Origin of the sequence: Laceyella sacchari (assembly GCF_024927925.1) — a bacterium.
Classification (GTDB): domain Bacteria; phylum Bacillota; class Bacilli; order Thermoactinomycetales; family Thermoactinomycetaceae; genus Laceyella; species Laceyella sacchari.
Genome location: NZ_CP103866.1, coordinates 3,140,810 through 3,162,865, shown reverse-complemented (window position 1 = coordinate 3,162,865; position 22,056 = coordinate 3,140,810). Strand labels below are relative to the sequence as shown.

General features: G+C 51.1%; 19 protein-coding genes. 17 read left to right on the top strand and 2 right to left on the bottom strand.

Annotation, left to right across the window (positions count from 1 at the left end; all coding sequences use genetic code 11):
* Window positions 1-7: 7 nt before the first annotated feature.
* The 4 genes from NYR52_RS15470 to NYR52_RS15455 are packed head-to-tail and all read left to right on the top strand — an operon-like array spanning window position 8 to window position 2,455.
* Window positions 8-463, top strand: a complete 456-nt coding sequence (locus NYR52_RS15470; RefSeq protein WP_132221571.1) for a hypothetical protein — start codon at window positions 8-10, stop codon at window positions 461-463.
* Between the two features lie 8 nt (window positions 464-471).
* The gene (locus NYR52_RS15465) at window positions 472-756 is read left to right on the top strand and encodes a hypothetical protein (RefSeq protein WP_259435995.1); all 285 of its coding nucleotides are present in this window, start codon (window positions 472-474) and stop codon (window positions 754-756) included.
* A gap of 1 nt (window position 757) precedes the next feature.
* On the top strand, window positions 758-2,020 hold the full coding sequence (locus NYR52_RS15460; protein ID WP_132221567.1) for a glutathionylspermidine synthase family protein: 1,263 nt from the start codon (window positions 758-760) through the stop codon (window positions 2,018-2,020).
* The gene (locus NYR52_RS15455) at window positions 2,021-2,455 is read left to right on the top strand and encodes a DUF350 domain-containing protein (RefSeq protein ID WP_132221565.1); all 435 of its coding nucleotides are present in this window, start codon (window positions 2,021-2,023) and stop codon (window positions 2,453-2,455) included.
* A gap of 64 nt (window positions 2,456-2,519) precedes the next feature.
* Here the strand turns inward: NYR52_RS15455 and NYR52_RS15450 are convergent, their stop codons facing one another.
* Complete coding sequence (locus tag NYR52_RS15450; RefSeq protein WP_132221563.1) at window positions 2,520-3,398, bottom strand: polysaccharide deacetylase family protein; 879 nt, start codon at window positions 3,396-3,398, stop codon at window positions 2,520-2,522.
* Between the two features lie 7 nt (window positions 3,399-3,405).
* The gene (gene corA / locus NYR52_RS15445) at window positions 3,406-4,365 is read right to left on the bottom strand and encodes a magnesium/cobalt transporter CorA (protein WP_259435994.1); all 960 of its coding nucleotides are present in this window, start codon (window positions 4,363-4,365) and stop codon (window positions 3,406-3,408) included.
* A 172-nt stretch (window positions 4,366-4,537) separates the two neighbouring features.
* Between corA and NYR52_RS15440 the strand changes: the two genes are divergently transcribed.
* From NYR52_RS15440 to uvrA, 13 genes are all read left to right on the top strand, one after another.
* The gene (locus NYR52_RS15440; protein WP_259435993.1) at window positions 4,538-4,873 is read left to right on the top strand and encodes a hypothetical protein; all 336 of its coding nucleotides are present in this window, start codon (window positions 4,538-4,540) and stop codon (window positions 4,871-4,873) included.
* Between the two features lie 15 nt (window positions 4,874-4,888).
* The gene (locus tag NYR52_RS15435; protein ID WP_259435992.1) at window positions 4,889-6,154 is read left to right on the top strand and encodes an argininosuccinate synthase; all 1,266 of its coding nucleotides are present in this window, start codon (window positions 4,889-4,891) and stop codon (window positions 6,152-6,154) included.
* Window positions 6,090-7,520 (top strand): argininosuccinate lyase, encoded by a 1,431-nt coding sequence (gene argH, locus NYR52_RS15430; protein ID WP_259435991.1) that lies wholly within the window; start codon window positions 6,090-6,092, stop codon window positions 7,518-7,520. The genes NYR52_RS15435 and argH overlap by 65 nt, the downstream gene beginning before the upstream one ends.
* Window positions 7,521-7,763: 243 nt before the next feature.
* Entirely contained in the window at window positions 7,764-8,450 is a 687-nt protein-coding gene (ftsE, locus tag NYR52_RS15425) for a cell division ATP-binding protein FtsE (RefSeq protein WP_022737502.1), read from the top strand.
* Window positions 8,440-9,339, top strand: coding sequence for a permease-like cell division protein FtsX (ftsX, locus tag NYR52_RS15420; RefSeq protein ID WP_259435990.1), 900 nt, complete (start codon window positions 8,440-8,442; stop codon window positions 9,337-9,339). The genes ftsE and ftsX overlap by 11 nt, the downstream gene beginning before the upstream one ends.
* Window positions 9,340-9,375: 36 nt before the next feature.
* Window positions 9,376-10,527: a murein hydrolase activator EnvC family protein gene (locus tag NYR52_RS15415; RefSeq protein ID WP_259435989.1), complete on the top strand. Its 1,152-nt coding sequence runs from the start codon at window positions 9,376-9,378 to the stop codon at window positions 10,525-10,527.
* A 32-nt stretch (window positions 10,528-10,559) separates the two neighbouring features.
* Window positions 10,560-11,615, top strand: a complete 1,056-nt coding sequence (locus tag NYR52_RS15410) for a murein hydrolase activator EnvC family protein (protein ID WP_259435988.1) — start codon at window positions 10,560-10,562, stop codon at window positions 11,613-11,615.
* Window positions 11,616-11,766: 151 nt separating this feature from the next.
* On the top strand, window positions 11,767-12,849 hold the full coding sequence (locus tag NYR52_RS15405) for a M23 family metallopeptidase (RefSeq protein WP_132221547.1): 1,083 nt from the start codon (window positions 11,767-11,769) through the stop codon (window positions 12,847-12,849).
* A gap of 222 nt (window positions 12,850-13,071) precedes the next feature.
* Window positions 13,072-14,157, top strand: coding sequence for a M23 family metallopeptidase (locus NYR52_RS15400; RefSeq protein WP_132221545.1), 1,086 nt, complete (start codon window positions 13,072-13,074; stop codon window positions 14,155-14,157).
* A 101-nt stretch (window positions 14,158-14,258) separates the two neighbouring features.
* On the top strand, window positions 14,259-15,722 hold the full coding sequence (locus NYR52_RS15395) for a S41 family peptidase (RefSeq protein WP_132221543.1): 1,464 nt from the start codon (window positions 14,259-14,261) through the stop codon (window positions 15,720-15,722).
* Between the two features lie 77 nt (window positions 15,723-15,799).
* Window positions 15,800-16,942 (top strand): PDZ domain-containing protein, encoded by a 1,143-nt coding sequence (locus NYR52_RS15390; RefSeq protein ID WP_259435987.1) that lies wholly within the window; start codon window positions 15,800-15,802, stop codon window positions 16,940-16,942.
* 195 nt (window positions 16,943-17,137) lie between these two features.
* The gene (uvrB, locus tag NYR52_RS15385) at window positions 17,138-19,117 is read left to right on the top strand and encodes an excinuclease ABC subunit UvrB (RefSeq protein ID WP_132221539.1); all 1,980 of its coding nucleotides are present in this window, start codon (window positions 17,138-17,140) and stop codon (window positions 19,115-19,117) included.
* Between the two features lie 6 nt (window positions 19,118-19,123).
* On the top strand, window positions 19,124-22,003 hold the full coding sequence (uvrA, locus tag NYR52_RS15380) for an excinuclease ABC subunit UvrA (RefSeq protein ID WP_259435986.1): 2,880 nt from the start codon (window positions 19,124-19,126) through the stop codon (window positions 22,001-22,003).
* The last annotated feature ends 53 nt before the right edge of the window (window positions 22,004-22,056 follow it).

The window sequence follows — 22,056 nt, the reverse complement described above, 5'->3', positions numbered from 1 at the left end:
GAGCACCATGGTCAGATTGGAATATCGGCTGTGTGATGAAAAACAGGGGTTTCCCAGCCTTTTCGGTTATTCGTCCTTGTTGTATGGAGAAGTGTTGATGCGGTTTGCTTGCGACTACTTGGTCAAGGGAACCCGCGTCTACGAGAAAACATCCACCGCGATTGAAGGGGATCTGTATGTGGTATATGTAATTGAAAGCCCCGATGAGGATGAAAATCCATCCGGCCCCGTCTTTATGCCGGACTGGGAAGGGATTTGTATGGAGGTACGCCATTTCCGCGAGGGGATGGATGATTATCCCTTGGTTCGCCGGCTTCGTTTCTATGATTCACAAGAAGCGTTATTGCACTTATTGAGTGATTATCTGATGATTGGCGATCAAGAATGGGAAAAGACATCGACGGAAGTGGATGAAAACCGAAAAGTGTATGTGATTTACGCCAAGCCAACAACGGAAGAGTGAGGGGAAAAATGGGAGAGCAACAAGGGAAAAGCCAACGGTTGGTGAAGCTGTTTACCGCCGCGATGGTTGCCGTGCCCTTGGCGGGGTGCGGAGATGACGATATTGAGCTGTGTTTTGACGACAATTGGGATCGGCGTTGCGATGATGATGGCAGCTACTATGATCCAGATAATTATATGGTAAAAAAAGGGAAGCGCTTCGCCTACATCAAACCGGATAGCCGCCTGGTTACCGAGAACGACGTCGATTTCAAAAAAGGGATTGGCCGGAAATCGGGAGGCTCCAGCGGATAAGATGCGACATGACGATTATGGGCGGCGCCGGGCGGAAATTTATGCTCCGATTCGGGAAGCCGGAATTTTTACATGGGATTGGGATAAAGATAATCAATCTGAATATGCGTTGGCCACTGTCCATCCCATTAGCGAAGCGTTTCGCCAAGAGCTGGCATTTGCCACAGAGCGCTTAGGCCAGATTTTCGCGAAAACGGCCCGCATTGTTCAGGAAGGGTCTGATGCCCTGTTAAGGGAGCTGGGTATCCCTGAAGCGGCTTGGGGAGCTGTACGCTTGTCCCTCAATTCGTCGGTACCCACTGCCATCGGTCGTTTTGACTTTGCTCATACGCCGCAAGGATTGAAGATGCTCGAATTTAACAGTGATACTCCCACCTGTATCGTGGAAGCTTTTTATGTAAACGGATTGGTGTGTAAGGCCTTTGGCGCCACTGATCCCAACCGAGGCGAACACCGCCGTTTCCGCCCGGTTTTCCAAGAACTTGTGGAACGGTACCGGCAGAGCGGATACGCTACCGAACGGGTGGTGTTCAGCGCGTTGGACTGGCACGAGGAAGACGCGGGGACAACCAAGTATTTGCTTCGGGAATCCGGGTTGGAGGCCGCATTTGTCCCGCTGTCGGAGCTGGCGGTCAAGGGGAGTCGCCTGTATGCGCCGGATGGGAGCGGGCTTGCCCCGGTGGATGTCTTGTATCGGCTACATGCGTTGGAGATTTTGGCCGATGACGAGGATGAACAAGGTTATCCGACAGGAAAACATTTGTTGCGATTGGTCGCTGACAAGCACTTGGCGTTAATCAATCCACCCCACGCGCTGCTGTCGCAAACCAAAGCCATGCAAGCGCTGATATGGAACTTGAGCGACTCACAGTTGTTTTACACAGCGGAGGAACGGGCGTGCATTCAACGCTACATGTTGCCCACCTATATGGATAATCCGTTTCATGGCAAACGGGCATATGTGCGGAAGCCGATTTTCGGTCGGGAAGGCGGGGCCGTTACCCTGTATGACCGCAATGGCGCGATTATCGCCCATGACAAGGAAACGTTGTATTGGGAGCAGATGATGATTTATCAAGAATTGGCCGAGATGGAGCGAGTGGAAGTGGAGACATGGCGTGGTCCGTTTACTGGGGAGTTGTTGTGGAGCTCGTTTTTGATCGGTGGTCAAGCCTCGGCGATTGTTGCACGGGTGGACAAGCACATCACCGGCGACCGCTCCTATTATTTGCCAGTCGGTCTGTTGGGAGAGAGGGGAAAATAGATGAGTCAAATCGCATTGTTCCAGAATTTTGCATTATACTTGGCCGTGACGATTCCGCTGGTCATTGTGGGGTTTATCGCCTTTTTATGGGCGACACCTTACAAGGAAGTGGAATTGATTCGGCAGGGCGCGAACACAGATGATCCCGCCAAAAAAAATGCGGCGGCTGCCGCAGCTCATGATTTGAGCGGCAAGATGCTCGGATTGATGTTGGTGGTGGCTTCGGCGATATTCCACTCGGTGAGTGTGGTCGACTTATTGATCTGGGGTTCTGTGGGAATCGTGTTTCAAATTATCATGTTTTACTTGTTTAACTTATTGGCCCCGTTTAGTGTGGTCAAAGAGATCCCCAAGGGGAATGTGCCCGTCGCCATTTTTGCATCGCGCTTAAGCGTTGGAGTGGGTTTGGTGATGGCCGCGTTGATCAGTTATTAAGGGGCGAGGGAGTATTGGTTCTGGCGAACAAACGAAGGCATGGATCAAAAGATCCATGCCTTTTTCATTTCAACACATCCTCCAGCTTTACAAAGCGGTATCCTTGTTTTCGCAGCAGAGGGATCGCTTGTTTCAACCCTTCGGCGGTCTCTCCTTGCGGCTGATTGAAATGGAGGATGACGATCGAGCCGGGCTTAGCTGTAAGCAAAGCTTGTTTTACTTGGCGGGCGGAGAAGGTGGCACCCGCATCGCCAATTATATCGAAGTTGACGGGGCGTTCCCCCGTTTCATGGATGATTTTGACCGCAACATCATCATAATAGGCGGTACCTGAACGGAAAAACTTTGGCTTCTTTCCGGTCAACTCCATGATTTTGCGGTCATTGCCCAGCACTTCTTCCAACGCTTCGTTCACGTTTGCCGTGCCGCGGATGCCGTAGACGGCGCGCCCATTGACGGAAAGGGGGCGGTGAACCGTGCCGTGGTTTTCGATTTCAAACAGCGGCTGCCGCGCCAAGCGCAAGAAAATCTGTTTATTGCGTTCAATCCAGCGGCTGTTGATAAAGAGCGTGGCCGGAATCTGCTCGCGCTCCAAATATTGGATCAGCGATGCATCATAGCCGCTACCGTGCTGTCCGCCACAGGCGTCGAAAGTCAGGGCGATCAGTTTTTCTTGGGTGGGTAGGCGATCGATGACGCCGGGAAGGTGTTCTCCCCATTTTTGGGGCTTTTGGCCTTCAAATTTGGTTTGCACCCGCTGTTTGATCTCCTCTACTGAGGGCAATGCGGCTGTGTTGGTCGATGGCTTTGCGGTTGGCGCGGCAGTCGATTGGGTAGTGGGGCGTGCTTGGGAGTGATCGGTAGTGACCTGGGTTCCGGAGCACGCGGTTGTTGCCAGACATAAAGAAATGATTGCGGTCAGTGATTTGATTGACGATTGCATGGGCTGACTACTCCTTTTCAAACCAGCCTTTCTTGCGGAACCACTTATACATGGCGACGCCGATAAAACCCATCAGGCCCAGTACGAAGAAATAACCGTAACGCCATTTCAATTCCGGCATATGCTCGAAGTTCATGCCGTAGATGCCAGCGATAAACGTCAGCGGCATGAAGATTACCGTGATGACGGTGAGGGTCATCATTATGGAATTCATCCGGTAGGAATTGAGCGAAAGATAATTGTCGCGGATGTCGGCTGTCATATCCCGGCTTGATTCCACCATCTGGCTAAGCCGTTCCAGATGGTCGTGGATGGATTTGTACTGGCGACGCTCTTCAATTGAAAGATTTAGGCGCTCTGAATTGAGGATACGATACAAAAGGTCGCGCATGGGCCAGATGGTGTGGCGCAATGCCAACAGTTCGCCGCGAATTTTAAACACTTCTCTCATCAAGGTGTGTAGCCTCGCGTGCGGCCTGCGCGTTTTCTCTTCCAATACGGTGATCTGGTCTTCCAACCCTTGGGCGATGGGAAAATAGTAATCGACGATTTTGTCGATGATTTTCACCATGATGAAGGGAGTCCCTTTGGATTGGATCGCGGCGTCGGTTTTGACCCGTTCCCAGACCTCGTCGATTTCCTCATGCGCTTGGTAGTGGAAGGTGACGATGAAGCGGTGACTGGCAAAAAGGTCAATCTCTTCCGGCTTCCACGTTTTGTTGTTCAAGACTTGCAACACATAAAAAGTATAGGTGTCATAGTAATCGAACTTGGGGCGCTGCAGATAATGGAGGCAATCTTTGATCGCCAACGGGTGAAAACCCAACTTTTCCAGGTAAGTGGCTTCCTGCATGGTTGGGGCGTGAAAGTCGATCCAATACCAAGCGGGATCAAGGGCCTGCACTTCCTCGATCGGCAGGTTTTCAATTATGCGGCCTTCTTGGGTGTATGCCAATGTGCGGATCATGCGAGTCCCCCCTGTCGGGTATGGATGGTTTGTAACGAGAAGCAAGAGTGAAATTATAACCCTTGTTTATCAGTGTTCTGCAATGAAATGAGGCTGGATACGAGTTATATGATTTACCAAAGAAATAGAACGTATAGCTAATGATAATATTCAGCGGTGCATAACGGAAAGGATGACTGGGAAGTTTCGTCAGATTGACATAAAAATTGTTGCTATCATGGTCGTTATCATCTGGCCGAAGTTGTGGAGCTGCGCGGATGATCCCGATGCGAAAGGCCCTTTTGGCGTTGATGTGGGCCAGGGCGTGTCAATATCGTTTGCAACCACGCCTCTGCATAAACAAGCGTTTAATTATACACGCTTTATCCATTGTAAATTTTTTTATTTTGGCGGCTCCACCTTGTATGGCGCCGGTTTTTTCATCTCGGCCAATGTTTACCATCGGGAGGCATGGGTGGACTTTTTACGCATGATATGTATAATAATTCATGATGATGAATTTTTATAAAAGGAGAGGGCACGAATGAAACCAAAAGTGGTATTGGCCTATTCAGGCGGTTTAGATACATCGGTAGCTATTAAATGGCTTGGGGAAACGTATGGATATGATGTGATCACGGTGGCGCTCGATGTAGGGGAAGGCAAGGATTTGTCGTTTGTCCGGGAAAAGGCGCTCAAGGTTGGTGCCATTGAGTCCATCGTGTTGGATGTGCGGGAAGAATTTGCCGAGCGTTTCTTGAAGCCGGCCTTAAAAGCTAACGCGATGTACGAGGGGAAATACCCGCTGGCAACGGCGCTGTCTCGTCCCTTGATCGCGGAGAAGCTGGTGGAAGTGGCAGAAGCACGTGGCGCCGTCGCTGTTGCGCATGGTTGTACCGGCAAAGGGAATGACCAAGTCCGCTTCGATGTAGCCGTTGCCGCGTTGAATCCCAACTTGCAGGTGATCGCGCCCGTGCGGGAGTGGGGCATGTCCCGTGATGAGGAAATCGCGTACGCCGAGCGCCATAACATTCCTGTGTCGGCCAACTTAGACAATCCATTTAGCGTTGACCAGAACTTATGGGGACGCAGCTGTGAATGCGGAGTGTTGGAAGATCCGTGGAACGCGCCTCCAGAAGCGGCATTTGAGTGGACGAAGGCGCTCGCCGACACGCCGGATGAACCTGCTGTGATCGAACTCACCTTTGAAAAAGGGGTGCCGACGGAGCTGAACGGCGTGGCGATGCCTTTCCATGAGATGATTGCCAAGTTGAACCAATTGGCCGGCGCGCATGGGGTGGGACGGATCGACCATGTGGAAAACCGCTTGGTGGGAATCAAATCCCGTGAAGTATATGAATGCCCGGCTACGATCACTTTGTTGACCGCCCACAAAGAGTTGGAATTCCTTACCCACACCCGGGATATCACCCGCTTTAAGCCGATTGTAGAGCAAAAGTGGTCTGAATTGACATATGACGGGCTGTGGTTTTCACCGCTTAAGCAGGCGCTTGATGCGTTCATCGAAGAGACGCAACAGCATGTCAACGGAAAAGTGCGCCTTGCGCTGTTCAAGGGTCAGGTAACTGTTCTCGGACGCACCAGCCCCAGCTCGCTGTATGATGAGAAGCTGGCAACTTACTCCAAGGATGATCTGTTTGACCATACAGCTGCCGTGGGCTTCATTAAGCTGTGGGGCTTACCAACGAATATTTATGCAAGCGTGCATAGAGGGGAGGGCACTCATGAGCAGCAAACTGTGGAGCGGAAGATTCACCAAGTCGACGCATCGGTGGGTGGAGGAATTTAACGCCTCCATCGCTTTCGATCAAGTGTTGGCGGAAGTCGACATCCAAGGAAGCTTGGCTCATGTGGCGATGTTGGGGAAATGCGGAATTTTGTCCTCCGATGAAGTGGCTCAGATCGAGCAGGGGTTGAAGCAAATCTTGGCAAAGGTGCGGGAAGGCCGTTGCGTATTCACCATCGAGCAAGAAGATATTCATATGAACATCGAAAAAATGCTGACGGACGAGATTGGACCGGTGGGCGGGAAGTTGCACACGGGGCGGAGCCGCAATGACCAAGTGGCATTGGATATGCATCTGTATATTCGCATGCAGACAGTGGAATTGGTCCGCTTAATCCATGAGCTCCATGGCGTGCTACTCAAACAGGCATCGCAGCAAATCGACGTCATCCTGCCGGGCTACACACACTTGCAACGGGCGCAACCGGTGCGGTTCAGCCACCATCTCCTCGCTTACGCCTCCATGTTTGAACGGGATATGGAGCGACTGATAGACAGTTACAAGCGCGTCAATCTCTGTCCCTTAGGGGCAGGGGCCATCGCGGGCACCACGTTCCCCATCGACCGGGAATGGGTTGCTGAGCGACTGGGCTTTGATGGCATTTATGATAACAGCATGGATGCGGTGAGTGACCGTGACTATTTGCTTGAATTTCTCTCGATTGCGTCGATTATCATGGTGCATTTGTCGCGGCTTGCTGAAGAATTGATCTTGTGGAGTAGCGAGGAATTTAATTTTGTGGAATTGGATGACGCGTTTTGCACCGGCAGCAGCATGATGCCGCAAAAGAAGAATCCCGATATTCCGGAGTTGATCCGCGGAAAGTCCGGCCGGGTGTTTGGACACCTGATAGGTCTGTTGACTACGCTTAAAGCTTTGCCGCTCACTTACAACAAAGATTTGCAGGAAGACAAGGAAGGCGTGTTCGACACAATCACTACCTTGACCGGTTGCCTCAAACTGATGGCACCGATATTGGAAACGATGAAAGTTAACGCCCGGCGGATGCGGCAAAGCGCTGAGCAAGGGTTCGCCAATGCTACGGATCTGGCCGATTACCTGGTGGAGCGGGGATTGCCCTTTCGGCAGGCGCATGAAGTGGTCGGCCGAATGGTCTTGCATTGTATTCGCGAAGGGAAAGGGCTTGCTGACTGCACCTTGTCCGAGTGCCAATCATTTTCGCCGCTGATCGGAGAGGACGTGTATGAGCGGCTGGGATGTGAGCAAGTAGTGGAAGCACGTCGGAGCGCCGGAGGCACGGCGAAAGAACAAGTGTTGTCCACCCTAAGCCAAAAGAAGGAAAAACATGACAATATCAACCAATGGATTAACAGCATTTGGGAATTTACAGCATCAAAAACCCCATGACACAGGTTCTGGGGTTTTTTGGCTTTTTGAATAAAATTTGATTTTGAAAAATATTAACCTGGCTTGCCTAATAGATGATGTTATAATAAGTAAGAGTTTATCTGGGGAAATAAGGCGATTTCTAGTTTTTTTGGATGCCTAATGAATGTATTCTCATTTTTTGATACTATTAAGCAATGCAGGAGTTTAATAGATTGAGAGACTAATAATAAGAGAAAAATATGTGTTCCTGGGGTGAGTTTCGTGATTGAAATGCATGATGTGTGGAAGGTTTATCCCAATGGCGTAGAAGCTCTCCGCGGCATCGATGTGCGCATCGACTACGGCGAGTTTGTCTATATTGTGGGGCCGAGTGGCGCGGGAAAAAGTAGCTTCATCAAACTGATGTACAGGGAAGAGAAGCCGACACACGGCGTCGTATTGATCAACGGCGTCAATGTCAAAAGGGTTCGTGACTGGAAGATTCCCCATGTTCGCCGCAAAATCGGCGTCGTCTTCCAAGACTTTAAGTTGTTGCCGCATATGACGGCATTTGAGAATGTCGCGTTTGCGATGGAAGCAATTGAAATGCCACGCCGTAAAATCAAACCGCGCGTGGAAGAAGTGCTGGAGCTGGTAGGATTGTCCGACCGGATGCACGCGTTGCCGTCGCAATTGTCCGGCGGTGAGCAACAACGGGTGGCGATTGCCCGGGCGATTGTCAACAACCCCAGCTTCATCATTGCGGACGAGCCCACGGGTAACTTGGACCCGGAGAACTCCTGGGATATTATGTACCTGCTCGAAGAGATTAACCAACGCGGTACAACCATTGTGATGGCGACGCACAATAAAGAGATCGTGAACACGATGAGACAACGCGTCATCGCTATCGAGCAAGGGGTCATCGTGCGTGATGAGTTGGGAGGTGAGTACGGCTATGAAGATTGAGACTTTATTTCGCCACATGCGGGAAGCTTACAGGGGCGTGAAACGGAATACCTGGATGAGCTTTGCCGCGATCAGCGCCGTGGCGGTGACGTTGTTCATCTTTGGTATCTTCTTGATTTTCGCTTTTAACGTGCGTTACATGGTGACAGAGTTGAACAAACAATTGGTGGTTCGCGCTTCTCTGGAAGAATCGATCACCAATCAGGAACAAGAAGAGCTGCTGAAACAGGTCCAAGGGATCAGTGGTGTGAAAACGGCGAAGCTTGTGCCCAAAGAAGAGGGATTGAGACGGTTCAAGGCCGACTGGGGTGACGATGATGCCGAGAAGCTGTTTGAAGGCTTCGACAAGGACAACCCATTGCCGGACGTTATTGAAATCGAACCGCAAAATCCTGACACCATTAAACAGATTGAAGAGAAGGTGAAAGGGCTCCGGGGGGTAGCAGAAACCACTTCCGGTGACCAAGTGACGGACAAGCTGGTCAGCCTGTCCAGTTTCACTCGTAACATTGTGTTGGTATTCGGTCTGGGTTTGGCGGTGTTGGCAGCATTCTTGATTTCAAACACAATTAAGCTGACGATCATCGCCCGGAAGCGTGAAATCGAGATTCAGCGTTTGGTGGGAGCCAGCAACTGGTTCATCCGTTGGCCGTTCTTTATCGAAGGGGCGTTTATCGGGATCGTTGGCGCGATTGTACCTACCGTGATCGTGTTGACCTTGTACCAAGTAGCTTACACCACCTTGGGCGCAGGGGAAGCCTCTTCCGTCTTGAAAATGATGCCGCTGTTGTCGCTGGGGACATATGTGGCATTGAGCATCTTTGCGCTGGGCGCGGCGATTGGAACCACGGGAAGCTTGATCTCTGTTCGTCGTTTCTTGCGGGTCTGACCGTCAGTGGGACGATCGGGCGTAAGGAGGAGAAACGTGAAACGGAAAATCCTAGTCGGAACCTTGCTTGTGGCACTCGTTTTTTCTTTAATGCCCCAGGGAATCGGTTTGGCGAATCCCACTTCCTCAAGCATTGAACAGCGTAGACAAGACATCAAGAAAAATGACAAGGAGATCCAGAAATTAGAGAAAAAGAAGCAGTTGGCCAAGCAAGACGAACAGGCGATTTTGGCTGAAATCGACGCGAAAGAGAAAGAACTTAACCGGCTGGAGCAGCGAGTGTATGAGACCGAAGAACGGATCAAAGAAGGACAGCGACATCTAGACGAGATTGAACAATTGATGAATCAGAAACGGCAATCCTATCAAAATCGCCTACGTACCGTCTATTTGCAGGGAAACATGTTTTATCTGCAGATGTTGTTGAAGTCCGCATCATTCGGCGATTTTCTGGAGCGGATTGACATGATCACGATGATCAACCGCTCCGATCGCCAATTGCTGGACAAGTACAATCAAGAGCGGCGCAGACGGGCCCAAGTCCAAGCCGCATTGAATCGAGAGCATAAACGGCTGGAAGTGCAGAATCAAGAAGTCAAACAGTCGTATGATGAATTGCTAGCTCGAATGGATGAACATAAGGAATTGATTGCATCGATCGATTCCAGCTTGCAAGAGTTGGAAGAGAAAAACCAAGCGGCCAAACGCGAGTTGAATCGTTTGGTGGCCGATGCTGAACGCCAGGCCAAAAAGCGTGAACAGCGACAATACGTGTCGGCCAACACGCACGCCAAAGATGGCCTGTTGTGGCCAGTTCGCGGGGGAGTCCTCACTTCTCCTTTTGGACCGCGTTATCATCCCATTCGTCATACAACCCGCATGCATGAGGGCATTGACATCGGGGCCGCGATGGGCACCCCGATCATGGCTGCGGCACCTGGCGAGGTGATTGCGGCCCGCCCTTCCAACGGTTATGGATACATTGTGGTGATTTACCACGGCAACGGACTGTCCACGCTGTATGCGCACATGTACGCAAGCACTGTCAAAGTGCGAGTGGGCGATCAGGTGAAGCAAGGGCAAGAAATTGCGGCTGTGGGCAGCAATGGCTGGTCGACCGGCCCGCACTTGCATTTTGAAGTGCATGAGCATAGCAACCCTGTCGATCCAATGAAGTACTTCCGCTAAAGGGAGAGCGACAAAGGAAGGGAGCATCGGACATGATACGATCTTTGGGTATCGGTCTCCTGGCGGCGGCCGCCTTGATTCTCCAATCTTGGCCTTCCGGGGTCTGGGCGGAAGGCACCACGTCAGACACGAACAAGCTGAAACAGATTCAAAAAGAAAAGCAGCAAGCGGAGAAAAAAGTGGATGTCGCCCAATCGGAATTAAGTGCGGCCAAAGAGAAAGTGGACCAAATCGAAAAGGAAATCGGCTCAATTGACGACCAGATAGCGAAACACAAAGCGGATCTTCAGAAGAGCCAGCGGGAATTGAAGCAAAAGCAGGAAAAGTTCAACACGGTTGTTGCGCGGATGTACCAGCAGGGCCAATCCCATTACCTTGCATTCATGCTGAACGCAGACAGCTTTAACGATTTCTTGGCCCGGTTCGAGCTGGTGCGCATTGTGCTGAAACGGGAAAAAAACGTGTTGGACGGTTATAAAAAAGCGCAGAGCGACATAGAGAAGCAAATCAAGGCCATTGAGCAAAAGAAAAAAGAGAAAGAGCCTTATCTCAAAAAGGCCCAGGCGGAATTGGCCAATTACACCGCCGTGTATAATCAGCACGCATCTAAGCTGAAACAGCTGAAACACGACGAAGCAGTGACCAAAGAAGCGATAGAACGCAAAAACCGCGCTGTCCGCGCGGCCAAGTCGTCCGGCACCAGCTACGGCACGGGCAAATTGGCTTGGCCGCAACCGGGTGGCACCGTCACTTCGCCCTTCGGTTATCGGAGCGGGCGCATGCATGAGGGGATCGATATCGGTAACAGCATCGGCTCTCCGATTTTGGCGGCAGACAATGGCGAAGTGGTGCTGACCAAATCTGATCCCGGCGGCTATGGATATTATGTGGTGATCGATCACGGCAACGGATTGAAAACCTTATATGCCCATATGTATCCCAGCACCGTGACCGTTAGCGTAGGTGAACGGGTGCGGAAAGGGCAACGGATCGCTTCAGTTGGGAACAATGGCCGTTCCACTGGACCGCATTTGCATTTTGAAACGCACAAAAACGGCACACCTGTCAATCCGATGAAGTATTATTGACGGGTGAAGAGTGATAAGATAAAGGGTTGGCGGTCGATCTAATGATTCCCACGAGGAATGGTTAGATCGACTTGCCGTTTACAGGGCAAATTTGTCCAAACCTTGACGGGGAAATGATGAATAGAGCAATAACTGAGGGGGCTACAAACAAATGAGGAAAAAGCTGGTTGCAGTGGCGCTCACGACTTCTCTCATTGCGACCGCCATGCCGCTACAAGCGGGAGCGGAGATTACGCGAGAGCAAGTGCAACAGCAACGCGAGAAAAAGGGAGAGTTGTTGGAAAGCAAAAGCAAATATACCGAAGAAATCAATAAATATAAACAAGAAATTGCCAAAATGACGGAAGAGAAGAAAAAACTGGATGTTAAATTCGCTCCGCAACAAAAACGGTTGAAAGAAGCACAAGATCAGCGGGACAAAGCGTGGGATGAGTATAAGAAGCTGATTACTCGGCTGTATCAACAAGGTGAAAACCAATACATGGCGATGTTATTGTCTGCCCGTTCCTTTAACGATTTTCTGCACCGGTTTGAGATCGTGCGCATCATGGCCAAAGCGGATTTTGCAACAGTGGAGAGATACCAGGAACGCCTGAAAATGGTGAAGAAGGAAACAGGCGTATATGATAAGCTGGTCAGCGAGATCCAGAAGAAACAAGATGAGATCAATGCCAAAAACGAGAAACTCTTGGAGTTGATGAAAAAAATCGACAGCAATTTGGCAGCGATCCAGGATTGGGAAGAAGCAAACGAAGATGAGATTTTGCAGATCAACTTGGACGATTGGAAGAGCGGGAAGTTGCGCTTCCCATACACCGGGCCGCTCTCCAGACCGACTAACACGAGAAAGACTTCCGGTTTTGGCGGAAGGTTCCACCCGGTGCTAGGGAAGTACAAAAAGCATGAAGGGATCGACTTTGCCGGACCGTTGGGCACACCGGTGCGAGCGGCGGCCGACGGGGTGGTTGTGGCAAGCCGACCTTCTTCTGGTTATGGATGGCTGATTACCATATACCACGGACAGTACAATGGCAAACCTTTCTTCACACAATATGCACATAGTTTTCCGGGACAAGTAAAAGTACAATTAGGACAAGAAGTGCATCGAGGGGAACAGATCACTTCTGTTGGAAACAACGGCCGTTCCACGGGTCCCCACTTGCACTTCGAAGTGCGCATCGGTCAAGGTGAACGCCCGCCGGCCTATAATCCCGACAATTACATCAAATACTGATGCCAGCTGTGTTTAAGGATGACGATGATAGTTAGCGAGTTGGTCATTTCGTTTAGGATGTGTCTGGCAAATCAAATTGTGTAGAGAAGAAGCGGCGAAAAACCTTTTCTCGAGGAGCGCCGATGCATAAGTGATGCGAATGAGAAAAGGTTTTTGGAGCCGCTGGCCTATTCATCAGACACGTCTTAGAAAAGATGGGTTGACACCAAGGGAGGACAGCGTATGAATGCCAAGCGAATAGCCGCCTTGCTTTCGATCGCGTTATTGGCGACGGCGTGCATAGCCCCTCAATCGGCAAATGCGGAAGTGACCCGTGAGGAAGTGCAGAAGCAACGGGAGAAAAAGGGGCGCTTGTTACAAGATCAAAGCAAGATGACAGATGAGATGCGACGCCTGCAGAAAGAGATCAATGACCTGAATGAAGAGATCAGTCGGCTGTCCAAAAAGTTTGCGCCACAACAGAAGGCGTACCTGAAGGCCAAACAAGATCTTGAAGTGAAGAAAAGGGAGTACCACAAATTGATCCGCCGTATGTATGAACGGGGAGAGAACAAGTACATGTCGATTCTCTTGTCTGCAGACTCGTTCAATGACTTTTTGCATCGGTTTGGAATGGTGCGAATCTTGGTGAAATCCGATTTTGCGAAAGTGATGAAATACAAAGAGGCCTATGAAGTGGCGAAAGAAGCAAACAAAGAGTACTTGGCGCTTGTGAATCAAATTGAGGATAAGCAAAATCAGATGAAAAGCAAATTAGAGCAGTTGACCGAAGCAACCAAGAAGATCAACGGGGATTTAAAGGCGATTCATGATTGGGAAGATGCCAATCAGGACGCGATCCTTGAGATCAACTTGGACGATTGGAAGAAAGGGAAGTTGCGCTTCCCATATACCGGGCCGCTCTCCAAACCGACTCCAGGGCCCAAGACATCCAATTACGGCATGCGCCTGCATCCAGTGCTCCACTATTACCGCTTCCACGCCGGGGTAGATTTTGGCGGCGGGTTCGGCAAGCCTATTTATGCAGCAGCGGATGGAGTGGTGGTGTCCAGCCGTCCGTCTTCCGGTTATGGTTGGCTAATAACCATCTATCACGGCCAGTACAATGGCAAACCATTCTTCACACAATATGCACACAGTAGACCGAGCCAAGTGAAAGTGGAGCCGGGCCAAGAAGTGCATCGGGGGGATCAAATTTCTTCGATTGGGGACTATGGGCTTGGCAGCGGGCCGCACTTGCACTTTGAGGTTCGCATCGGCTATGGTGAGCGCCCCCCGACTTATAACCCATTGAATTTTATACGGTAGTGGGCAAAGCACGATTGGACGACTAATTTGTTAATGTGTATCATAGATTGGAGAGTGTACAAGTTTCTCCTTCGGGCGAGTGGCCAAAAGGTGGTGTATCCGTGGTATTTAAAGGAAGAACCGTAGCGATTATCGCAATTGTCGCGGTGATATTCAGCAGTCTCGGCACAGCCCTGATTGTGGGCGAGGGTGGCCTGATCGACCAGTGGGAAGCGGGAACGCTACTCTCCGGCAATTTTTCGCAAGATGCGTCGTTTGAAGAACATGTGGATAAGCTGCGTCAGGCGTACAGTACAATTAAAGGGAATTATGTCCACGAGATCAACGATCAGAAGCTGATCGATGGAGCGATTCAGGGGATGGTCAGTTCATTGGGTGACCCTTACTCATCATATATGACCCCCCAACAATCGAGTCAATTCAAAGAAGACTTGCAGTCTTCATTTACTGGCATCGGTGCCGAAGTGTCCATGAAAAACGGCCGTTTGACCATTATTTCCCCAATTAAGGGATCTCCTGCTGAAAAAGCGGGCATCCGGCCGAACGACCAGGTACTGAAAGTGAACGGAATCAGCCTAGAGGGTATGGATGTGAATACGGCCGTGAGCAAAATTCGCGGTCCCAAGGGAAGCAAGGCCAAGCTGGAAATTGTCCGGCCGGGCGTGAAGGAAGTGCTTCACATCACCATTATCAGGGATGAGATTTCCCTGCAAACCGTTGAGGCGACGATGCTGCCAGACAAAATCGGACGCATCACCGTCTCCCAGTTTTCCGAGAACACAGCCAAGGATTTCGCTAGCGGCTTGAAGAGGCTGGAAGGGGAAGGCATGAAGGGGCTTGTCATCGATGTGCGAGGCAATCCCGGTGGCTTGTTGCCCGTGGTGCTGGAAATGTGCGATCTGTTGGTTCCAGGCAAAAAAACAGTGATGATGACGGAAGACAAAAACGGCAAACGCGAGAAGTACACGTCCAAATTGGATGAAGCGAAGCCGTATCCCATCACGGTTCTAATTGACAAAGGAAGTGCGAGCGCCTCCGAAATCCTGGCTGCTGCGTTGCAAGAAGCGGGCGGATATCCGTTGGTGGGCGAAACTACGTTCGGCAAAGGAACCGTCCAGACGACGAGAGATTTCCATGATGGCAGCAACATTAAGCTGACCATTGCCAAATGGTTGACACCGAAGGGGAATTGGGTGCATCAACAAGGCGGCACCAAAGGGATCAAGCCTGATGTGAAGGTCCCATTGCCCGCTTACATGCATGTTACGCCATTCCATGTGGAGAAGCCGCTTGGCCGTGATCAAAACTCTACGGAAATCAAAAGCATGCAAACCATCTTGGATGCGCTTGGCTACAACCCCGGTCGCCAAGATGGGTATTTTGACGAACGAACCGAACAGTCGCTGAAAGCGTTCCAGAAAACCAAAGGGCTTCCGCAGACAGGCAAACTCGACCAGACTACCGCCGAGGCGGTGCAAGCCGCTTTCATCGACTTTGTGAGCGATCCAAAAAACGATGTCCAGTTGCAAGTGGCTGTTGAATTGTTAAAGAAAAAAGCGAAATAAAGGATTTGCAGTGTCATTGTAGAAGTAACCCCAGATATTACCGGTTTGGGGTTACTTTTTATTTTGGAGGAATGCTTGTGGATGCAGTCTGGTCTTCGGTTTGGCAATGGACAAGTGCGTGGGGGCAGTTGGTGATCCATCCGGGGAGTTGGCTGGCGCTGATCTTTTTGGTGAAGCATACGGCGGGGCTGGCGCGGTATGAGCGCAAACGGTTTGCGACCCGCTTGACGCCGCCTTTTCCCCTGGCGCTAAGGGCATGGGTGATGGGGCTGTTGTTGGGCGCAGGGTTTTCTCTCTGCTCGCTGTGGGGTCAATGGGTGATCCGTCCCACCGATCTTGCCTGGATTTGGGCCTGTACCGCGCTACTTGCCATCATGCGCGCCAGGTGGGCGTGTATCGCCTACTCGGCGGGCTTGGTTGCTTTGTTACAATGCGGGGTGACCTTCGCACCGGTCGCGGAATTGCCTGTGGCATGGCAACCTTACGTGCGCAGTTTGTTGGAAGTGCGTGTGTTGGACTGGCTTTGGATCGTCTGCCTGGCGCATCTGGCTGAATGGCTGTTGATTCGGCTGGATGGCAGCCAAGGGGCCCGACCCGTCTTGGTGAAAGGAAAGCCCGCCCTTCAATTTCACAGGATTTGGCCGTTTCCGTTGGTATTGGGGTTGGCGCCTGTTCCCCTGTTGCTCGGATTTGGTTGCCTTAATTATGACAAGCCGTTGGAGCGGGAAAAGCGGTTGGCCTCAACAATGACCTTGGGCTATACCTTGATTTTGGCAGGGCTAATCACTCTGGCGGAAGTGTGGCCGATGGGGGTGTGGGCGGCAGCGGTCTTTTCCATCGCAGGACATGAAGGGATCGCCATATGCAACCGCCTCCGTGTAAAGCGGCTTAGACCGTATTATGTTTCAGATGGCAACGGGATCAAGGTTATTGCCGTGATGCCGGGAAGCCCGGCCCAACAGATGGGTATCAAGCCGGGGGACGTGGTACACCGTGTCAACGGCAAAAGTGTCCCTACCATGGCCGCACTTTTGCAAGTGACAGAGAAAGCGGCTTTTTGCAAGCTGGAAGTGTTGGACGAGCAAGACGATCGGCATATTATGCAAAAAGCCCTGTATGAGGATGACCCGCGCCATCTGGGGATCATCGGTTCATCCAGCGCTGGGCTGAGCATACCGCAAACGACGGCGGTGCGGTCAGGGACGACAGCGTCGCAATAACCAGATATCACAAAAGGCCGGCAGATTTGCCAATCCACATAAGAACCTCTGATGAGCGAGGTTCTTATTTTATGTGTTTCAGGCAATGCTGGAGATACACAAAAGTGACATAAAGCGAGAAAGGAACGGATGTTCCCCGGTCGAAATGGTTTATGGTATAATACCCTTTAAGTGAGAAAAGAGGTGAATGCGAGGATGGAGAAGAGATTTCAACTGGTTTCGGAGTTTCAACCGCAAGGTGACCAGCCACAAGCGATACAAAAGCTGGTGCAGGGGATTGAACAGGGTGAGCGGTACCAAACATTGTTGGGGGCCACCGGAACAGGAAAGACATTCACCATCGCCCAAACCATTAACCGAGTGAACAAACCGACGCTGGTGATTGCACATAATAAAACCTTGGCGGCGCAATTGTGCGGGGAGTTAAAGGAGTTTTTCCCCCACAACGCCGTCGAGTATTTTGTAAGTTATTATGACTATTATCAACCGGAGGCCTATATCCCGGCCACTGATACGTATATTGAAAAGGATGCTTCCATCAACGATGAGATCGACAAGCTGCGCCACTCGGCCACGAGTGCATTGTTTGAGCGTTCTGATGTGATCATTGTGTCCAGTGTTTCTTGTATCTACGGTTTGGGTTCGCCGACCGAATACAAGGAAATGGTGTTGTCGCTTCGGGTGGGGATGGAAAAAGAGCGGAATGAAGTATTGCGTAAACTGGTCGATATCCAGTACGAGCGGAATGACATTAATTTCACGCGCGGCACGTTTCGCGTGCGCGGCGATGTAGTTGAAATCTTCCCAGCCTCTCGCAGTGAACAGGCGGTACGGGTCGAATTTTTTGGAGACGAGATTGAACGGATTCGCGAAATCGACGTGCTGACGGGGGAAATCCTCGGTGATCGGGAGCATGTCGCCATTTTTCCGGCTTCCCACTATGTGACGAGACAAGCCCAATTGGAGCGGGCTCTCACTTCGATTGAGGCTGAATTGGAAGAACGGCTTAAAGAGTTGCGGGATGCGGGCAAACTGCTGGAAGCACAGCGTCTTGAGCAACGAACGCGTTATGATATGGAAATGATACGTGAAGTAGGTTTTTGTTCCGGAATTGAAAACTATTCACGACACCTAGTGGGTAAACAACCGGGGGAAGCCCCTTACACTTTGTTGGATTTCTTTCCTGATGATTATTTGATTATCGTAGACGAATCACATGTGACTATCCCACAGATCAACGGAATGTACAATGGGGACCAAGCGCGCAAAAACATGTTGGTGGAGCACGGATTCCGATTGCCGTCGGCGAAGGATAACCGCCCGCTCAAGTTTGCCGAGTTTGAAGAGAAAATCAACCAGATCGTATTTGTTTCGGCGACTCCAGGGCCGTATGAACTGGAAAAATGCCCCACAGTGGTCGAGCAGATCATCCGTCCGACCGGTTTACTTGACCCTGTGATTCACATCCATCCGATTCAGGGGCAAATCGACCACCTGATCGGAGAGATTAACAAGCGAATTGCCCGAGATGAGAGGGTGTTGGTAACTACCTTGACCAAGAAGATGGCAGAGGACTTGACCGATTATCTCAAAGAAATTGGGATCAAGGTGCGTTATTTACATTCAGACATCAAGACGATTGAGCGGATGCAAATTCTGCGCGATTTGCGTTTGGGTGAATTTGATGTGCTAATCGGGATCAACCTGTTAAGAGAAGGGTTGGACTTGCCAGAAGTTTCATTGGTTGCCATTTTGGACGCCGACAAAGAAGGGTTCCTGCGCTCAGAACGCTCCCTGATCCAGACGATTGGCCGGGCGGCGCGAAATGCCAGAGGGGAAGTGATCATGTATGCTGATAAGATCACAGACTCCATGCGGCGAGCAATAGAGGAAACCGAACGTCGGCGCGAGATTCAGATGAAGTACAACGAGGAGCACGGCATTACGCCGCAGACGATTCGGAAAAAGGTGCATGATGTCATTGAAGCGACCAAAGTGGCTGAAGACCAAGCAGAATACCAAGTGGGCAAGGAAATGAAGAAATTGTCCAAGGGTGAGCGACTGAAGCTGATCGAGCAGATGGAGAAAGAAATGAAGCAAGCTGCCAAGGAGCTCAATTTCGAACGAGCGGCCGAATTGCGCGACCTCATCTTGGAGCTTAAAGCGGAGGGTTAAGTGATTATGGCACATGAAAATATTGTGATTCGCGGAGCGCGGGTTCACAACTTGAAAAACATAGATATCACCATTCCGCGAGACAAATTCGTGGTGGTGACGGGACTGAGCGGATCGGGCAAATCGTCGCTCGCTTTTGACACCATCTACGCCGAAGGGCAACGGCGGTATGTGGAGTCGTTGTCTGCGTATGCCCGACAATTCTTAGGACAGATGGACAAACCCGATGTGGATGCGATTGAAGGTTTATCCCCCGCCATTTCAATCGATCAAAAGACGACCAGCCGCAATCCGCGTTCTACCGTGGGTACCGTGACTGAGATTTACGATTACCTGCGCCTGCTGTTTGCTCGGGTCGGCCATGCGCACTGTCCTGAGCACGGCATCCGTATTACCTCGCAAACGGTGCCGCAGATGGCTGACCGCATCATGGCCTTGCCAGAGCGGACGCGGATTCAGATCATGGCACCGCTGGTAAAAGGGCGTAAAGGAGAACATGTCAAGTTATTGGAGGATGTTGCCCGCCAAGGTTATGTGCGGGTGCGAGTCGACGGGGAGATTCGCGATTTGTCCGAAGAGATTCGGTTGGAGAAGAATAAAAAGCATACGATTGAAGTAGTTGTCGATCGGGTGGTGGTAAAGGAGGGAGTGCAGGCGCGTTTGACCGACTCCTTGGAAACAGCCCTTTCCTTGAGCGGAGGCGAAGTGCTGATAGACGTGATTGGCGGAGAAGAGTTGTTGTTCAGTCAAAACCTCGCCTGCCCGGAATGCGGTTTTAGCATTGATGAACTGTCACCGCGGATGTTTTCCTTTAACAGCCCGTTCGGCGCCTGCCCGACATGTGATGGGCTGGGGTCGCGCATGGAGATCGATCCCGATCTGGTCATCCCCAATCCGCAGTTGTCGTTGTCCGAAGGGGCGATCGAGCCTTGGTCTTCGGGAACGAGCAGTTATTATCCACAGTTATTGGAAGCTGCTTGCCGCCACTTCGGCATTGATATGAATATTCCGTTTGCGGAGTTGGACAAAAAGGACAAAGCGATTATCCTGCATGGATCGAAAGAGCGTTTCCCTTTTAAGTACACGAATGAAAACGGCTTTACTCGAGAATCGCAAGCGTTGTTTGAGGGGATCATCCCCCATCTCAACCGTCGTTACCGAGAGACCAGCTCTGAGCTCATGCGCGAACACCTAGAAAACTACATGAGCAACAAACCTTGCCCGACATGCAAAGGGGCGCGGCTCAAAAAAGAGATTCTCAGTGTGACCGTTGGCGGAAAAAACATCGATTATGTGACCAATCTATCAATCAAGGAAGCCCATGAATTTTTTTCAACACTGGAATTGTCGGAGAAAGAGATGCAGATCGCCCGCCAAGTGTTGAAAGAGATCAAGGAGCGGTTGGGATTCCTCGTCAATGTCGGCTTGGATTACCTTTCATTGAGCCGCTCGGCGGGAACCTTGTCCGGCGGGGAAGCCCAACGGATTCGTCTGGCGACGCAAATCGGTTCCAGCTTGATGGGTGTCTTGTATATCTTGGATGAGCCCAGCATTGGCTTGCATCAGCGCGATAACAACCGTCTCATTGCAACACTAAAAAAAATGCGCGATCTTGGCAACACGCTGATCGTGGTGGAGCATGATGAAGATACCATGCTGGCTTGTGACTACATCATTGACATCGGGCCAGGTGCCGGAGCGCATGGCGGGCGTGTGGTGTCGGCCGGAACGCCCGCTGAGGTGATGGCTGATGAAAACTCATTAACCGGGCGGTATCTGAGTGGGCGCAACTTTATTCCCGTGCCGGAACAACGAACCAAGCCGGGCGACAAGTGGATCACCATCAAAGGGGCCAAAGAAAACAACCTGAAAAACATCGACGTCAAGTTTCCGCTGGGCGTGTTCACTTGTGTGACCGGGGTGTCCGGCTCCGGCAAGAGTACGCTGGTCAATGAGATTTTGCTCAAGGCGGTGGCGCGCGAGGTGAACAAAGCCAAAGCGGTGCCAGGCAAACACCGCAAAATCGAAGGCATCGAGCACATCGACAAAGTGATTAACATCGACCAGTCGCCCATTGGCCGGACGCCGCGTAGTAACCCGGCTACTTACACCGGCGTGTTTGATGATATCCGTGAAGTGTTCGCTTCAACTCAAGAAGCCAAAGTGCGCGGTTACCAGAAGGGGCGCTTCAGTTTTAACGTCAAGGGGGGGCGGTGCGAAGCGTGCCGCGGGGATGGCATCATCAAGATTGAGATGCACTTCTTGCCTGATGTTTATGTGCCTTGTGAAGAATGCAAAGGCAAACGCTACAACCGCGATACCCTGGAGATCAAGTACAAAGGCAAAAACATTTCCGATGTATTGGAGATGACGGTGGAAGAAGCGCTCGACTTTTTCCAAAACATCCCGCGCATCAAGCGGAAAATCCAAACCCTGTACGATGTCGGGCTTAGTTACATGAAGTTGGGCCAACCAGCAACCACCTTGTCCGGTGGGGAAGCGCAGCGCGTGAAATTGGCTTCGGAGCTGTACAAACGAAGCACAGGGCGGACATTATACATTTTGGATGAGCCGACGACCGGCCTCCACATTGACGATATCGCGCGTTTGTTAAAAGTGCTTGGCCGGTTGACCGCAAACGGGGATACGGTGGTCGTCATTGAACACAACTTAGATGTGATCAAAACAGCTGATTACTTAATCGACTTGGGGCCTGAAGGGGGCACCGGCGGCGGAACGATTGTAGCCAAAGGTACTCCTGAGGAAGTAATTCAAGTGAAGGGCTCCTATACAGGCCAATTTTTGGCGCCAGTGATGGAACGGGACAAAGCGCGGATGGCCAAACGGTTGGCTGCACAGGAGCAACCAACTCCGGCGACGACGTGACGCAAGCACGGATATCATGTGTTTCCGCTTATTTCCGGCATAGAGCGATGGAG

What these genes read in the sequence shown, in the direction of transcription:
- corA (WP_259435994.1), bottom strand. Translation starts at nt 4,365, where the DNA reads ATGATCCGCACATTGGCATACACCCAAGAAGGCCGCATAATTGAAAAC.
- argH (WP_259435991.1), top strand. Translation starts at nt 6,090, where the DNA reads ATGAGCAGCAAACTGTGGAGCGGAAGATTCACCAAGTCGACGCATCGG.
- NYR52_RS15435 (WP_259435992.1), top strand. Translation starts at nt 4,889, where the DNA reads ATGAAACCAAAAGTGGTATTGGCCTATTCAGGCGGTTTAGATACATCG.
- NYR52_RS15455 (WP_132221565.1), top strand. Translation starts at nt 2,021, where the DNA reads ATGAGTCAAATCGCATTGTTCCAGAATTTTGCATTATACTTGGCCGTG.
- NYR52_RS15410 (WP_259435988.1), top strand. Translation starts at nt 10,560, where the DNA reads ATGATACGATCTTTGGGTATCGGTCTCCTGGCGGCGGCCGCCTTGATT.
- NYR52_RS15405 (WP_132221547.1), top strand. Translation starts at nt 11,767, where the DNA reads ATGAGGAAAAAGCTGGTTGCAGTGGCGCTCACGACTTCTCTCATTGCG.
- ftsX (WP_259435990.1), top strand. Translation starts at nt 8,440, where the DNA reads ATGAAGATTGAGACTTTATTTCGCCACATGCGGGAAGCTTACAGGGGC.
- NYR52_RS15470 (WP_132221571.1), top strand. Translation starts at nt 8, where the DNA reads ATGGTCAGATTGGAATATCGGCTGTGTGATGAAAAACAGGGGTTTCCC.
- NYR52_RS15465 (WP_259435995.1), top strand. Translation starts at nt 472, where the DNA reads ATGGGAGAGCAACAAGGGAAAAGCCAACGGTTGGTGAAGCTGTTTACC.
- uvrB (WP_132221539.1), top strand. Translation starts at nt 17,138, where the DNA reads ATGGAGAAGAGATTTCAACTGGTTTCGGAGTTTCAACCGCAAGGTGAC.
- NYR52_RS15450 (WP_132221563.1), bottom strand. Translation starts at nt 3,398, where the DNA reads ATGCAATCGTCAATCAAATCACTGACCGCAATCATTTCTTTATGTCTG.
- NYR52_RS15460 (WP_132221567.1), top strand. Translation starts at nt 758, where the DNA reads ATGCGACATGACGATTATGGGCGGCGCCGGGCGGAAATTTATGCTCCG.
- NYR52_RS15400 (WP_132221545.1), top strand. Translation starts at nt 13,072, where the DNA reads ATGAATGCCAAGCGAATAGCCGCCTTGCTTTCGATCGCGTTATTGGCG.
- uvrA (WP_259435986.1), top strand. Translation starts at nt 19,124, where the DNA reads ATGGCACATGAAAATATTGTGATTCGCGGAGCGCGGGTTCACAACTTG.
- NYR52_RS15440 (WP_259435993.1), top strand. Translation starts at nt 4,538, where the DNA reads ATGACTGGGAAGTTTCGTCAGATTGACATAAAAATTGTTGCTATCATG.